Here is a 13,862-nt window from a genome sequence, read left to right as displayed (position 1 = left end):
ATGTTAGCCGTGAAACCGGTTCTAACCTTTGACTGCACCTATCGTCAGTCCTTTGACGAAATACTTTTGTACAAATGGATACAGAAGCACGATCGGTCCTGTAACGACGACGGCAACTGCCATCTTCAGCGTCTCCGCAGGGGCTTTGAAATTGACGGCAGCCAAGTTGGCGGCTATGTCCGTTCTTAGTACGGCGGCATTCGCCAGAATCTTGTACAAGAAGAACTGCAGCGGGAACTTACTTTCCGTCGTGATAAAGATGTTGGCGGTGAACCAGTCGTTCCAATAGCCAAGTGCAAGGAACAGGCCAATTGTGGCGAGCCCCGGCGTAGACAAGGGCAGGATCAGACGGCTGTAGATCGTAAAGTCATTTGCACCGTCTATTCGAGCCGATTCAACGATGGAGTCCGGGATCGATTTCATAAAGTTCTTCATCAGAATGATATTCCAAGCACTAATCAGTGCGGGAATCAGCATAGCTAAGTAACTGTCTTTCCAATCCAGATACTTAACGATGAGTATGTACCATGGGATCAAACCCCCGCTGAACAGTGTCGTAAAGTACATGAAGAAGGCGACGGAATTACGGTATTTGAAATCTTTACGGGCAAGCACATAGCCTGCCATGGACGTTAAGAACAAGCCTATGAAAGTTCCAATAAAGGTAAGGCAAATGGTCACCCAATAGGCGCGAAATATTTGCTCAGGGTTAGTGAAGACAGCCTTGTAAGCATCGATAGACAGATCGTTCGGCCAAAGCTTAAACCCTTCCCCGATAATTTCATTCTCCGACGTAAACGAACCCGAAATAATTAACCAGAACGGCAGCAGGCAGAGTATGGTCAAGAACGCTACCGTTCCATAAGCGATGACCATAAAAGCCATTGTCGCCGAGTCTTTTTTGCGTCTCACGGTACTCCCTCCTAAGCGTTTTGCTTTTGCAAAACTGATTTCGTAAGCAATTCTTTAGAACAATGCGTAATCTTCGCGAACTTTTTTCACAATAAAGTTGACCGTCATCACTAGCAGGAATCCAAAGAACGATTGGTACAAGCCTGCAGCCGACCCCATTCCAATGTCAAAATTGACCGCTAACGCCCGATACACATACGTATCAATAATGTCCGTTGCATCATATAACATGCCGTTGTTGCCGATAATTTGATAAAACAGGTCAAACTGCCCTTTGAGAATGCCGCCAAGGCTGAAAATGACGAGCAAAATAAAGGTTGGGGTTAAAAGCGGAATCGTGATGTGACGAATTTGTTGAAAAATGTGAGCTCCATCGATTTCCGCTGCTTCGTAGTACTCATCACTTATGCTCATTATGGCGGCTAAGTAAATAACCGTTCCGTACCCAAGTCCTTTCCAGACATTGAAAAAGACAATGATGTACTTCCACGGCGCCGTATTCAAATAGAAGTCATAAGGCTGCGAACCTAACTGCTTCAACAGTGTGTTGATCACGCCGGTATCGGAGTTGAACAGGTTGAATACGAAAGCACCTACAAGAACCCATGAGATAAAAAACGGTAAAAACATGATGGATTGCGTTGCTTTCTTAAAGTATTTGTTGGCTATCTGGCTCAAGAAGATCGCACAGACCAATTGCAGGAAGTTACCGATAAAAATAAAGGCCAAATTGTACACGACCGTATTTTTCGTCAAGTTCCACAGCGTACCCGATTGATACAAAAACTTAAAGTTCATCATACCGATGAATTCACTGCCAAAAATTCCTCCGTCGAAGCTAAACTTCGTGAAGGCCAGATAAATTCCCGCCATAGGAATGTAGCTGAATACGATGAAAAAAAGGATTGCAGGAGTTAGCATCAGAAACATGATTTTGTTCCTGGACAATTCCGCCCAGAAGCCTTTTAAAGCCGTCATCGCTTACTCACCTCCGAACTCTTGGATTGTGTTTGTTGTTTGCAAGGCCAATCTTAGGCCTTCTGCCAAGGCTGGGGCAACTATAAATATGCGATCATTATCATTTTTTGCTTCATTATGAAGAGCTTTTCTCCGCAGCAGATCACTTTTTCCGATGTTTTGGGCAATTAACTGATCTCGCGCGCTCCTTCATCCTGCAATCGACCGTTTTTGCGGAAGTCAGCCGGGGTTACACCGTTGATTTTTTTAAACGCTTTATAGAAATACGGACTGTTTGAGAAGCCTGATTGTTCCGCGATATCCCCAATGGGAAGCTCTGTTGTATGTAATAACGTCCTCGCTTTGTGCATTCTTACTTCAATGATGTAATTCAGAATGGTGTTTAACGTATGTTTCTTGAATAGCCGTCCGATATAGGTGGCAGACAAACCCATTTCCTCGGCAATGGTGTCTAGGGAGAGCTCTTGAAACATGTATTTTTGCTGCACAATGGCGATGATCTTGCCCACCACTTCGTCGTGCCTTGTATTTTTCTTATCTTCCAGACTTGCTGATACACGCTCGAATACCTCGAAGAACGGACGGTACATGTCTTCGACTAGTTCCGCATCATTTAGACCGGAAAGCAGTGCATTGATATTCAAATCCCAGAAGATATCATTATTTTTTTGAATCGTGGAAACTGCATTGTTCACGGCAAAAGCCAAGTGTGACACAGCCAGATGATACGACATATAGGAATAACCGACCGTTTCTTCGACGATCTCGCGGAATATACGAGACGCTTCGGTAATTCGACCCAGCATCAGCTTCTTCGATCAGCACCTTCTCTTTGGAAATCGGATACACATAGGATTTGGCCTTCAATGACTCGATTTGCTCCGCGTAGATCAGACACTCATGTCCGTAGAAAAGCCGATGGAATAAGGCTTCCGTAGCCTGGGTATACAAGCGGCTGACGCTGCGAGCGTCATCACCGGTCGTACTCACCGCAATGGATACGGATACTTTGATATAGTCCAGCACAGAGGATTGAATTTGACGCCATAGGCCCTCTGGCAAGATTGACTGACTTTCTGGAGCAGGTTCCTCTACATTGAGAAGAATGGCAATACGATCATCTCCCATATCCACTGCAAAAGAAGGACAATAGGCATTCAATAATTCCTGAGCGATGTTCATAATCCCTATCTTGAGCAGGCTTCTGTCACCAACGCTATACTTCTCTACTAGCTCCCGATAGGCGTCAATTTTCAGCACCGTCACGGCAAAATACTTCTTAGGATCCAAACGGATTTCATACAACTTGAACTTCGCGTCCAAATCTTGCGGATGACAGCTGCCCGATCCTAACAGCAGATTGCGAACGAGATCTTGCCGCAGCGCTATGGAATGGTTTCTTCGTTCCGTCTCAAGCGTCGTCAGCTTTATTAACTTGCGGTTAACATTCAAGGATAATTTTCGCGAAATCAGGTATGAAGTTAGAAGTCCAAGAAGTAATATAGCTACTGCGATTGCGATCGTATAAAGCCTCATGTGATTGATACCGCTTGTAATAACGCTGTAAGGGGCAATCCTAATATAACGCCAACCCAGAACATCGGGAGCCGTATACGTCACAAGGGATTTAACCCCATCCACGTCGGAGACGAAATATCCTTCAGATTCACCGCTTCCGAGCACCACTTGGATGTATGGTTTATGGGTAAGGTCCGTCAACATAGCATTCTTCCAGCTGTTCGTAACGAGAACTCCGCGATCATCGATGATAAATGTATTTCTGTCCGAAGTGGCGATCATGCCGTCGATATTTTTGTGCATCTGCGTTTCGGATATATTAACGATAATGACGTTCTTCTCATCTTTATGGGAAAGAGTGTCGTACAACAAAAAGGTATAACAATCCCGTTCCTTCTCTTGGTTGTTTAGCTTTAAGCTCTCATACGGAATTTTACGCGGGATCGGCATTAACGTCTTGTAATCCGAAACATGCTTAACCATTTCTACTGCTGTCGTATCGTAAAACTCGTTCGATTTCCAGACCGAATTGGCACTGATCTCGGCGCTCGTATAAAACATATCCGTTTGATAGTTATAAACGTAGATGGAATCGATAAAAAGAGATGTAGCCCGATAGGAGTTCAGTTGAGCCATCGCCGTACTTGTATCGAGAGGATCTCCCGATGAGAAGTAAAGTAATTTGGACACATTCATGTCGTTATAAATTTGCTTAGCAAACGTGCTGGCGTTAACCGCCATGATCGACGCTTCTTGGCTCGTTTGAGCTAGATTATTCAACGTGGAATTGTACGTCTGTTTGAGGGAAATATCTTCAAAATAAACATGTAGAATTCCCGATAGCATCACAATCGTTAAAGCGATGGTCAACGTAAAAGACCGAAAAATGGAAGCGGAGAATTTCACGTTGGAATTGGACGTTTTTATTTTCAACATCGTCACCTCGTTCATTGAAATCGATTTCATTTGATTATAAACTAGCGTGAAACCGTATTCAATTGTTTTTGAAAATCTTAATATAGGTGTTCAAACCAACGTTTTGCTTTATAGGATCGTATAGTTGACATTATTTGTTGAAATCGATTTCAAACTACCTTATACTTGATGTATCAGATCACAATATGTGTTTACTAAGGATAGAAGGTTGATACTCATGGATATGAAATTTAAAATTATTGACGTCGCCACCAGAGCCGGAGTTGCTCCCGCTACGGTTTCACGCGTTCTCAATGACAGCAGCAAGGTTACGCCTAAAACTCGAGACAAAGTCATGAAAATCATTAACGAGCTCGGTTATCAACCCAATGCCGCTGCAAAAAATCTTCGTTCGCAAAAAACAATGACAATTGGGGTCATCGTTCCGGATATTAGCAACTCCTACTTTTCCGAAGTCATTAAGGGAATTGAGAACATCGCTTATTCCAAGAAGTATAAAGTGGTGATTTGCGATACCGAAAATAATGAAGAAAAAGAGCTAGAATTCTTGAATTTGTTAACTACGCGAACCATCGACGGTGTTATTATGGTTGCACCCATGCTTGCTAACGAAGTCATCTTGCAAATCGCAGATAATGGGTATGCCATTGGCATTGTTGGAAAGCAGATTGATCATGACCGAATCCCCTGCATTGTAACAGATAATGTGAAATTTTCGATGAAGGTTATCACCCATCTTGTGGAACTTGGGCATCGAGAAATTGCCTTTATTAACGGCTCTGCCCATGCTGTTGACAGTTATGATCGATTAGAAGGTTATTTGAAAGCATTAAGAGAGCATCACATTCCATTTCGTCCCGAATTAATTGAAATCGGCAACTTTAATGAAACGGGTGGATATGAAGCTATTCATCGACTTTTTGCTAAAAAGATTCCCTTTACTGCCGTCTATTCAGCCAATGACGAGATGGCACTTGGTGTGTATCGGGCATGCTCGGAACTTGGTATCCAAATCCCAATGCAGCTAGCCGTTGTCGGGGTTGATAATAATCGAATCAGTAAATATATCACCCCTCCTTTAAGCACAGTAAATCAGCCGAAGTACACCATGGGTGCTCTTCTCGTCGAGAAATTAATCGACATGATGAATGAGAACGAATATGCGGAGAATCGTGTTTTTAAAGTGGATTCAGAACTGCTGATTCGCGGTTCCTCGGACTTCAAAAAAAATGGACAGGAATCATCGAAATGATCCCCTGCCCATTTTTTTTGTTTGTTTTTATGGTGCGGCGGTAATAACAAATGATTCCCAGGCTCCTCCAACTGCGCTTCTATTGGCAACAAGTGTCCCGGATTCCACATTTAGGTCCGCACATACAAATAAATTATTCGCAATGGCTTGGAACGCCACTGTCCCATCTGGATTCGTTACCTTCTTAAACTTCTCCCAACCCGCAATCCCTTGCGCTCTAGCAATCAATCTGCCGCCTTGGTTGAGATCCGCAGTGACGTATTTATTATTCGCCATTGAGAGGAACGATACCGTGCCGTCAGCATTATTCACCAGAATAAATTTCTCCCAACCACCCACCGTTGTGCGGTTCGGAATAAGCGGACTGGCGCCAGCGTTCTCAGCGGTAACGTAATTGTTATTTGCAACTGCCTTAATGCTGGACGTCCCCGCAAGATCCGAATAAGCTTTGAAGATATTCTGTAGGTTTGTGTTTGCTTGGAAAAAATTTGTTGAGAATTTGGTTAGTTTGGATGATATCGTTGAAGCGCTGTCGTTGTTAATATCCGGAAATGCATTGCTGTTGTTTTGATAAAGGCCCCAATTCCCGCCACCTGTCACTTTATAGGTCCAATTGGTCCACGAAACACCCAGCGCATCTAACCCCGATAAATATTTTTCCCATAAGTCATTAAATTCCCAAAGTGTGAATTCACCGGCAAAAACCGAGTATTTCAATTCTGTTGATGCCAAATGATATCGGTAAACCATTGATTCAAACTTGCTGATTGGCTATTGTAATCCGTGTTGCTCCAATTGTAGTTGTGCACTTCATAGACGACATTCGTCCAACCATAAGTAGATGGTGAGACAATATTGTTCCAATAGCCAAAGGCTTCCACATAAATCATGTGGTCCGGGTCAATAGCACGTACTGCCTGGTAAAGCCGGTCATACATCTGACTAATAGACAGGTTGCTATTATTACTAACCGGTTCGTTCAAGAGGTCGTAGCCGGCTATTGTCGGATTACCTTTATAATGAGTTGCTAGACGCTGCCAAATTTGCACGGTCCATGCCTGATAGGTTGTGTTGGTCCACAGTTCATTGACACCGTCTCGTCCGCCGCTCTGCCAACCATCATCATTACCTGGGACTCCATGCAAATCGAGAAGTACATAAATGCCTCGCTGCTGTGCTTGCGTTACTAGCCAATCAAGCTTACGGAACGAGACAGCATCTGATTTCATTGAACCATCTCGATTCATCAAGTTTTCCCAATAAATCGGAACGCGAACGAAGTTCAAACCCATATTCTTGATGTTATCCAAATCGCTTGCCTGAATCCACGTATCTTGGTACCCAGCAATAATGCTGTCCGTAGTCGCCGCTCCGAATCGATTGGTCAACGTTTGGCGTACTGTCCATTCGTCAACGCCCCCTAAAGGCGCCATCCAATTCTCTTCAAGAAGCCAACCGCCTAGGTTCGTTCCATGCAGATTAACAACGCTGCCTGAGCCATTATTGTTTTTAATAACTGTACCGCTCGTTTTTAGGAAATCACTGGCGCCGATTGCTGCACGGGCAGTGGTCGGGTTAGCAGTAATCAGCAATCCGAATGAAAAACAAATAACCAACAGCAGAGATACTACTTTCTTAAATTTCATAGTAATCCTCCTTTTGAGTTCAAATCTTGGAAATTGGGCATAAAGGATAACCGCTGGCAAACATCACGATCGCTTTATCCTTATCCTTCACTCGATCTTTGTACATCACCTCCTTTATGAATTCATTCATGATAGCGCTTTCCTCTCTATGAAAAAAAAGGAATGATTCGTCCACCTACCTCTGAAATTCTTGGTGGTTAGTCATTCCCTGTTCTCATCTGCCTTCATTTCCTATAATGAAATCGATTTTATTTTGAAATGTAAATTAGTTATTGATTTCTTTATAACTCTAATTTCTGATTTTTATTATCCCTTTATTTAGATATTATACGAGAAAATGAAATCGATTTCAACGAAATATTTCAACATCAGCCCTTTAATCATTCGATCATAAAAAAGCATCCGGCCTTCAACTATGGCCGGATGCTTTTAGATCTATAATATGTTGTTGTGCTTATTTCGCAGACCAAACTTCAATCAAACCGTTGGCGTCAGCTGTGAGGATGGTTTTCACTGTTTCAGAGACGTTATCCGCCATCGACTTGTTATTCAGATGCTTCAAGAAATCCTGCATATGTTTGGCTGCTTTGTCTTTATCATCTTTGCCCAGTTGATGCTGTGCCTGGTCCAGACTGTTGCGTAACTGGTTAACCAGCGGTCCTTTCAATTCGCCGGCTTTGGCATAGCTGTCAATCAAGTTGGTCATTCCTTCGAGGGTGGCTGCAATCGTAAAGCGGACAGATTCATCCGTCTTATTGCCGGCCTGATCAGTGATGACGATCTTCAGCGTATGGAGGCCAAGCTTGCCGGCCAAATCAACGGAAGCGCCGTTGTCCAAACGCTTTCCGTCCATGCTGAGTTCCTGGTTCGCTATGCCGGACAGTGCATCGTTCGCGTTCATGAGCAGCGTAATCGAGCGGTCGTCGGAGAAAACAGCGCCTTCAGCAAGCGGTTCACCGTTTGCATTCAGAACAAAAACAGGCTTCGTTTTGTCAATCTGGACGCTTAGCTCCTTCGTTTGCTCGATATTGCCCGCAGCGTCAGCAGAACGGAACTGCAGACGATTCACGCCTTCATTCTTGAAGGCGATTGGCCCGGTATAGGTTTGCCATTCCGTGCTATCCCCCAATCTGTATTCCGTTTTTGCTACAGCGGAGAGATCGTCATGTGCCGTCAGTACTACAGCCCCATCCGTGTTCAGCCAGCCGTTTTGCAGAGCCGGTTCGATCCGTGCTTCCGTTTTAGGCGGAGTCACATCTTGCGGATCTGCCACTAAAGCCGGTGCCGATATCATAAACTTGTGGGAATTCGGATCAGTTCCCTTCGACCTTACGGCTATTTTGGTCACATCGGTTATGCTGCTTGGTAACGTAAAGTTAGTAGTGCCTGCCGGTAAGTCAGCAAGTACCGTTGTACCATTATACACTGTGTAACCTTCACTTAAGTCATTGGAATCCCATTTCATAATTTTAGCTGAACCGCTTGTTTCAATACTAAGATTCTGTGGAGGACGTGGCGCATTAAACACTTGAACTTGAGTAAGGCGTGGAGGTCCTGTTAGATCCGTGCCGGAATTGCCACCGGAAGCGTTCTCTACCGTTACTTTGATATATCTGGAATGATAGGTATTACCAAGGTTAATTGGATAGGAACCATCTTCCGAATCAATTCCCCCATTATTGTTGCCAGTTGCATACGTGTAACCTTGGTTTGTCTGTCTATCCACTTGTTTAAATGTAATGGCGTCAAAATCTGCAGCCGATGTATGGTTTCCAAAATCATCAGATACATAAACAGTTGCACCTTTTAACCTAGTGGATTTGGCGAATAATCTGATTTGGCTAAAATCCATCGCCTGGCCAAGGTCTAGGACGAAGCTGCCTCTTCTCTCTCCTTCAGTGCCTAGCCATGAATAGTTTCCTATTTGATCCAGACTTGTAACGTTAGTAACATTCCATTTTGCCGGGTCTTCCAGGACACCGCTCACTAGTTTGTTTGCATTGCCGAATTCGTTCGCCATAGCAGATTGGATCTGAAGCGGGTTGGCTCCTGCCGTCGGGCCTACGTTATACGCTTTTTTATTAAGCGCAAGGTTAACCGATGACAAACCTGATGCCACTTTGCTTATGGTGATATCGGCAAGCTGAAGCGAAGCATCATAGGCAGAGTTGGTTCCGTTAGCGGAGCTGCGGTAAATACCCCATTTTGGACGCAAATATTGATCAAAAGCAGCTGGATACTCCGTCTCAAAGCCGCCGATTCTTTCCGGCCTTCTCCATAAATCTTTCGTACCGTCGCTTGCACCTTTATTAGTAAACACTTGATAAACATCAGGGCTATCATACGTGTATACCTTACCGGTTACCGTATCCGTTATTTTGATTGTGAACCAGCCGCTATCCGAAATAAGCGCTTTAAGCTCAACTTTTATCCAGTGGCCATCGATTTCTTTTAACGGAATTCGCATCATCGTCTTATCGCCGTCATATCGGTTATGATTCACAACAAGATCCCTGCTGTTCGTGCCCGAAATCGACATCGCCATGATATAGGCGCCGTTTTCACCGCCGTTGTTTCCACCTGGTAACGTATCTGGTGCTTGGCGATTCACTGCCTTCAATTGGAAAATATGTCTGAAGTTCGACTGATTCCATTGGTTGCCGTCTGGAATATTCCAAAGCCAATCATAGGAAACCAAGTCGCCATCATAGGCTACAAAGTCACTGTTTGAATCTTCGCTGGGACGAATTTCAATTCGCTGCCTATCCGTGACAGCCGCACCGTCAACCACATATCCTAAATTTCGGTCAAAAACACCTTTGTGTCCATACTCACCGTCGCGAACCTTATCAAGGAATTCATTATTCAAACCTCTGCCGTTGGCAATGACTTTGAATACATTTTTTTGCAAAGTACTGTCCCAAACGCTCTTAATATGGTCATCAGCAGCAGTCGCTTTCGACTGATCAACGTAAAATTCGTGGTAAGCGTCTCTTATTCTTTTGGTCACGCCTTCAACCGGTTCGTCCGTCCCCATGGCACCGCCCAAAATGTTATAAGGAGATACGCCTTCAATTGCGTTCATCTTAATCGTCTTGTAATTCTCGCCATAACCGCGAGCTGTCACGTCCAAAGCAAATATGGATGGATTGCCGCTGTTAAAATGAAAGATGAATTCATTCGTGCCGAGCGGCAGTTTGGCCAAGTATGGAAGTGTAAACGTAACCGTACTGCCAGTTATCGAGTAATCGATATTCGGACGAAGCGTTGTATCACCTTTGGTAATACTCGTAAGTGCCTGTCCGTTAGCAAGATTTATAGTTGTTGATTTAGTTGCGACCTGATCCCATGTACTGTAGGTGTCCTTAGCCGGAACCAGTGCGGTAATGTTAGCTACCGAATCTTTGCCGTATATAGCCAAGCCGGATATGCCCATCATCGAACTGGAATCATTCGCGCGCTTATCACTGGGACCAACCAATACCGTGTTGATCATCACATACCGGGCTGTAAACGGAAACAGGAATGTCTTAGTGTCATAGCCCCATTGTTGTCCGTTGTAAGTGAAATAAGACCATAAGCCTTCCGTTTCCGTACCGCCGGCCAGCGTCCAACCGTTAGCCTTCCAGTTGTAATTGTTCACTGAGTCGGAAGCCGTAGGCGCGCTTGCCCAAGAATTGGGGTCATTTGTGTAATAAACCTCAAATCTTGTCGCATTGCTTTGGATATTGGCAATTGTGTTGGGTATTTCAAGGTATATTTTATCAATCGTTTTGGGAGCGCCTAAGTCGAGGGTTAATGTTAATTGGGATGGCGAATAGTTACTCAGATACACATTGGAGCTAGAATTACGCCAATAACCGCTGCCACCTGTTCGCAAAGCGTCAACACCCGGATGATCAGAAGCTTCTGAACTTACCTTAAGATTCATGCCTGATTGTGGAGTAAAACGAGATGGATCCAACAAGTTGACTGAACCCGTTGCTGGAGGTAAATAAACAGCATCCGTTACCGAAGAGTTGAGTTTGTTGATATCCGGTGTATCTGCATGAACCGTTGATGCTGGAAGAACGGACAGGTTTATTAACGAGAAAGCAAGTGCAAATGAAAGAGCTGAGCTTACTATCTTTTTTTGAACTTGTTGCTTAAGCATCTGAAATCCTCCTTTTTCTTCGTAAATTAAAAGTGACGGGCTTTGGCTTGCTGAAAGCGCGGTTTCCGCGCTTAATCGGCACTTCCGTATGGGACAGTCGTGAAGTAAACGCGTACATCCACTCGATCCCATAACCATTACTGCTACAAAAGTTAAAATCAGACTTAACTTCTACTCATTACGAACCCCTTCTTTCCTCGTGAGTCTAGTAAACGCTTCCAATACCATCATAATGAATCGATAAAATTTCTGTATTAGTTAATTTATGATTCACATGGAGTTTTTTACGATTTTACATTCACCGATCTCTTAGGCAGCAGGCAAAGCAATAAAGCTCACATATAAGTGCTTGATCAGTTTGAAGCAATGATTTTCTTTCTTTCTCACCATAAAAATCGATAAAAAGGAAATTTCCCCCTCCTCATAACGTGACGGAAACTTTGGTTATAACAGTAGTTTCGTTTGAATTGAAAGGAAGACATCTGTTAATGTTTTCCATAGGGATACACGGAAGGGGGATGTTGGAACTGAACAGCAAAATGGACTATAAAATACAAACAACGTTACGGAGGAAATTACGATGCTAAAAATCGCAATCATCATTGGCAGTACGCGACCAGGACGCAGAGGTGAAGCAGTCGCTCGATGGGTTCATGAAATCGCACAAAAACGCAGTGACGCTGAATACGAAATTGTAGATATTGCAGATTTCAATTTACCGCTCTATGATGAACCAAAGCCGCCTATGCTGGCTCAATATACGAAGCCGCATACCGTGGCTTGGTCGAAAGCTATCCATTCGTATGATGGCTTTGTTTTTGTAACGCCCGAGTATAATCATGCGGTCTCTGGAGCGCTCAAAAATGCCATTGATTTTCTTTTTAATGAATGGAAAGATAAGGCGGCTGGCATCGTTAGCTACGGAGGTAGCACAGGCGGGGCTCGTGCGGCAGAAAACTTGAGACTTATCTTAGGTGAGCTGCATGTGGCAGACGTACGTGCTCAAGTCACTCTTTCGCTTTTTACGGATTTTGAAAACTACAGTATTGTGAAGCCTGCACCTCACCAGGAAGCAGCAGCCAACGCGCTGTTTGATCAAGTCGTCGCCTGGAGCGGCGCGTTAAAATCGTTGCGTTAACACTCCAACCAATCGAATACAAACAAACAAGCTGGATAGGGTTCGCCTGATCCAGCTTGTTTATTTGTTAATTCACTATTTCGAATAACAATTACGCTTATACTCTAAATCTCCTCCCTCTCCACAGCCAAATATTACTTCAAAGTAACTATATGACATCAAAGTGCGTACTTTTCATTCCACACTCCAAAGTACACAATGATGGTGAAACCAGTAAGGAGAAGGAGAGGATTTATTATGAAAACAAAAGAAGCCATATCACGCAAAACCGCTCTTGTTGTTGGAGCTAAAGGCGTAATTGGAAGAAATCTTATAGCATATCTGGAGCAGCTGGACGACTGGGATATCATTGGTGTGTCACGGCGAGGCGGGGAGTCCAACAACCGAGTCCGATATATAGCCGTCGATCTGCTTAATGAAAATGATATCCATGAGAAACTAGGAAGTCTAACAGAAGTCACCCATATCTTCTACGCTGCTTACCAAGACCGTCCTACCTGGGCCGAGTTGGTCCCCCCGAACTTAGCCATGCTCGTCAACATCGTCAATGAGATTGAGCCAATCTCTCTATGCCTCCAGCATATCAGTCTCATGCAGGGCTATAAAGTTTATGGCGCGCACCTCGGTCCCTTCAAGACACCAGCCCGGGAAACAGATGCGTATCACATGCCGCCTGAGTTTAATGTCGACCAACAACAATTCCTCGAAAATCGGCAGCAAGGGCGCAGCTGGACCTGGTCGGCAATTCGCCCTTCCGTTGTTTGTGGATTCGCTTTGGGCAATCCAATGAACCTAGCGATGGTTATTGCAATTTATGCTTCCATGTCAAAGGAACTAGGGTTGCCGCTCCGTTTTCCTGGTAAGCAGGGTGCCTACAACAGCCTGCTGGAGATGACCGACGCAGGATTATTGGCCAGAGCCACCGTTTGGGCAGCGACAGATGAACGCTGCGCGAATCAAGCATTCAACATCACGAACGGAGATCTCTTCCGGTGGAACGAGCTTTGGCCAAAGATTGCCACATATTTCGGTTTAGAAACAGCACCTCCGCTGCAGATGTCCTTGGATGTTGTTATGGCCGACAAAGAGTCGCTATGGAACAACATGGTGAAGAAGCATGGATTAGTAGATAACACCTATAGTGACGTTTCCTCCTGGCGATTCGGTGACTTTGTCTTTTCTTGGGATTATGACTTTTTTGCTGACGGCACGAAAGCGCGTCGTTTCGGCTTTCACGAGTTCATTGACACAGAAGCAATGTTCCTAAGCATATTTGATGATTTACGACAACGCAAAATTATCCCATGACATCACATAAGAAACCGGCCT

10 protein-coding genes are annotated in these 13,862 nt (G+C 44.3%); 3 read left to right on the top strand and 7 right to left on the bottom strand.

Annotated features, from left to right (window positions below; genetic code table 11):
* Positions 1-21 precede the first annotated feature (21 nt).
* The 4 genes from ACBP55_RS18590 to ACBP55_RS18575 form a co-directional block, all read right to left on the bottom strand.
* On the bottom strand, positions 22-912 hold the full coding sequence (locus ACBP55_RS18590) for a carbohydrate ABC transporter permease (protein WP_464653125.1): 891 nt from the start codon (positions 910-912) through the stop codon (positions 22-24).
* Between the two features lie 54 nt (positions 913-966).
* On the bottom strand, positions 967-1,890 hold the full coding sequence (locus ACBP55_RS18585; RefSeq protein WP_464653124.1) for an ABC transporter permease: 924 nt from the start codon (positions 1,888-1,890) through the stop codon (positions 967-969).
* A 167-nt stretch (positions 1,891-2,057) separates the two neighbouring features.
* The gene (locus ACBP55_RS18580; RefSeq protein ID WP_464653123.1) at positions 2,058-2,597 is read right to left on the bottom strand and encodes a helix-turn-helix domain-containing protein; all 540 of its coding nucleotides are present in this window, start codon (positions 2,595-2,597) and stop codon (positions 2,058-2,060) included.
* Complete coding sequence (locus tag ACBP55_RS18575) at positions 2,551-4,344, bottom strand: hypothetical protein (RefSeq protein ID WP_464653122.1); 1,794 nt, start codon at positions 4,342-4,344, stop codon at positions 2,551-2,553. Before ACBP55_RS18575 ends, ACBP55_RS18580 begins: the two co-directional genes overlap by 47 nt.
* A gap of 223 nt (positions 4,345-4,567) precedes the next feature.
* On the opposite strand from ACBP55_RS18575, the gene ACBP55_RS18570 reads away from it, so the two are divergent.
* On the top strand, positions 4,568-5,596 hold the full coding sequence (locus ACBP55_RS18570; RefSeq protein ID WP_464653351.1) for a LacI family DNA-binding transcriptional regulator: 1,029 nt from the start codon (positions 4,568-4,570) through the stop codon (positions 5,594-5,596).
* A 27-nt stretch (positions 5,597-5,623) separates the two neighbouring features.
* On the opposite strand, the gene ACBP55_RS18565 is transcribed toward ACBP55_RS18570, so the two are convergent.
* The 3 genes from ACBP55_RS18565 to ACBP55_RS18555 all read right to left on the bottom strand — a co-directional run bounded on the left by ACBP55_RS18565 (position 5,624) and on the right by ACBP55_RS18555 (position 11,395).
* Positions 5,624-6,346, bottom strand: a complete 723-nt coding sequence (locus ACBP55_RS18565; RefSeq protein ID WP_464653121.1) for a fascin domain-containing protein — start codon at positions 6,344-6,346, stop codon at positions 5,624-5,626.
* Positions 6,310-7,242, bottom strand: coding sequence for a glycoside hydrolase family 5 protein (locus tag ACBP55_RS18560; protein ID WP_464653120.1), 933 nt, complete (start codon positions 7,240-7,242; stop codon positions 6,310-6,312). Before ACBP55_RS18560 ends, ACBP55_RS18565 begins: the two co-directional genes overlap by 37 nt.
* Before the next feature lie 454 nt (positions 7,243-7,696).
* The gene (locus ACBP55_RS18555; protein WP_464653119.1) at positions 7,697-11,395 is read right to left on the bottom strand and encodes an FIMAH domain-containing protein; all 3,699 of its coding nucleotides are present in this window, start codon (positions 11,393-11,395) and stop codon (positions 7,697-7,699) included.
* 580 nt (positions 11,396-11,975) lie between these two features.
* On the opposite strand from ACBP55_RS18555, the gene ACBP55_RS18550 reads away from it, so the two are divergent.
* Positions 11,976-12,533 (top strand): NADPH-dependent FMN reductase, encoded by a 558-nt coding sequence (locus ACBP55_RS18550; RefSeq protein WP_464653118.1) that lies wholly within the window; start codon positions 11,976-11,978, stop codon positions 12,531-12,533.
* 237 nt (positions 12,534-12,770) lie between these two features.
* The gene (locus tag ACBP55_RS18545) at positions 12,771-13,841 is read left to right on the top strand and encodes an SDR family oxidoreductase (RefSeq protein WP_464653117.1); all 1,071 of its coding nucleotides are present in this window, start codon (positions 12,771-12,773) and stop codon (positions 13,839-13,841) included.
* The last annotated feature ends 21 nt before the right edge of the window (positions 13,842-13,862 follow it).

Source organism: Paenibacillus sp. WG02 (genome assembly GCF_055396115.1).
Note: the sequence above shows the minus strand (reverse complement) of the source record. Positions and strands in the feature narration are given on the sequence as shown.

What these genes read in the sequence shown, in the direction of transcription:
- ACBP55_RS18545 (WP_464653117.1), top strand. Translation starts at nt 12,771, where the DNA reads ATGAAAACAAAAGAAGCCATATCACGCAAAACCGCTCTTGTTGTTGGA.
- ACBP55_RS18565 (WP_464653121.1), bottom strand. Translation starts at nt 6,346, where the DNA reads ATGGTTTACCGATATCATTTGGCATCAACAGAATTGAAATACTCGGTT.
- ACBP55_RS18560 (WP_464653120.1), bottom strand. Translation starts at nt 7,242, where the DNA reads ATGAAATTTAAGAAAGTAGTATCTCTGCTGTTGGTTATTTGTTTTTCA.
- ACBP55_RS18550 (WP_464653118.1), top strand. Translation starts at nt 11,976, where the DNA reads ATGCTAAAAATCGCAATCATCATTGGCAGTACGCGACCAGGACGCAGA.
- ACBP55_RS18555 (WP_464653119.1), bottom strand. Translation starts at nt 11,395, where the DNA reads ATGCTTAAGCAACAAGTTCAAAAAAAGATAGTAAGCTCAGCTCTTTCA.
- ACBP55_RS18575 (WP_464653122.1), bottom strand. Translation starts at nt 4,344, where the DNA reads ATGTTGAAAATAAAAACGTCCAATTCCAACGTGAAATTCTCCGCTTCC.
- ACBP55_RS18585 (WP_464653124.1), bottom strand. Translation starts at nt 1,890, where the DNA reads ATGACGGCTTTAAAAGGCTTCTGGGCGGAATTGTCCAGGAACAAAATC.
- ACBP55_RS18570 (WP_464653351.1), top strand. Translation starts at nt 4,568, where the DNA reads ATGAAATTTAAAATTATTGACGTCGCCACCAGAGCCGGAGTTGCTCCC.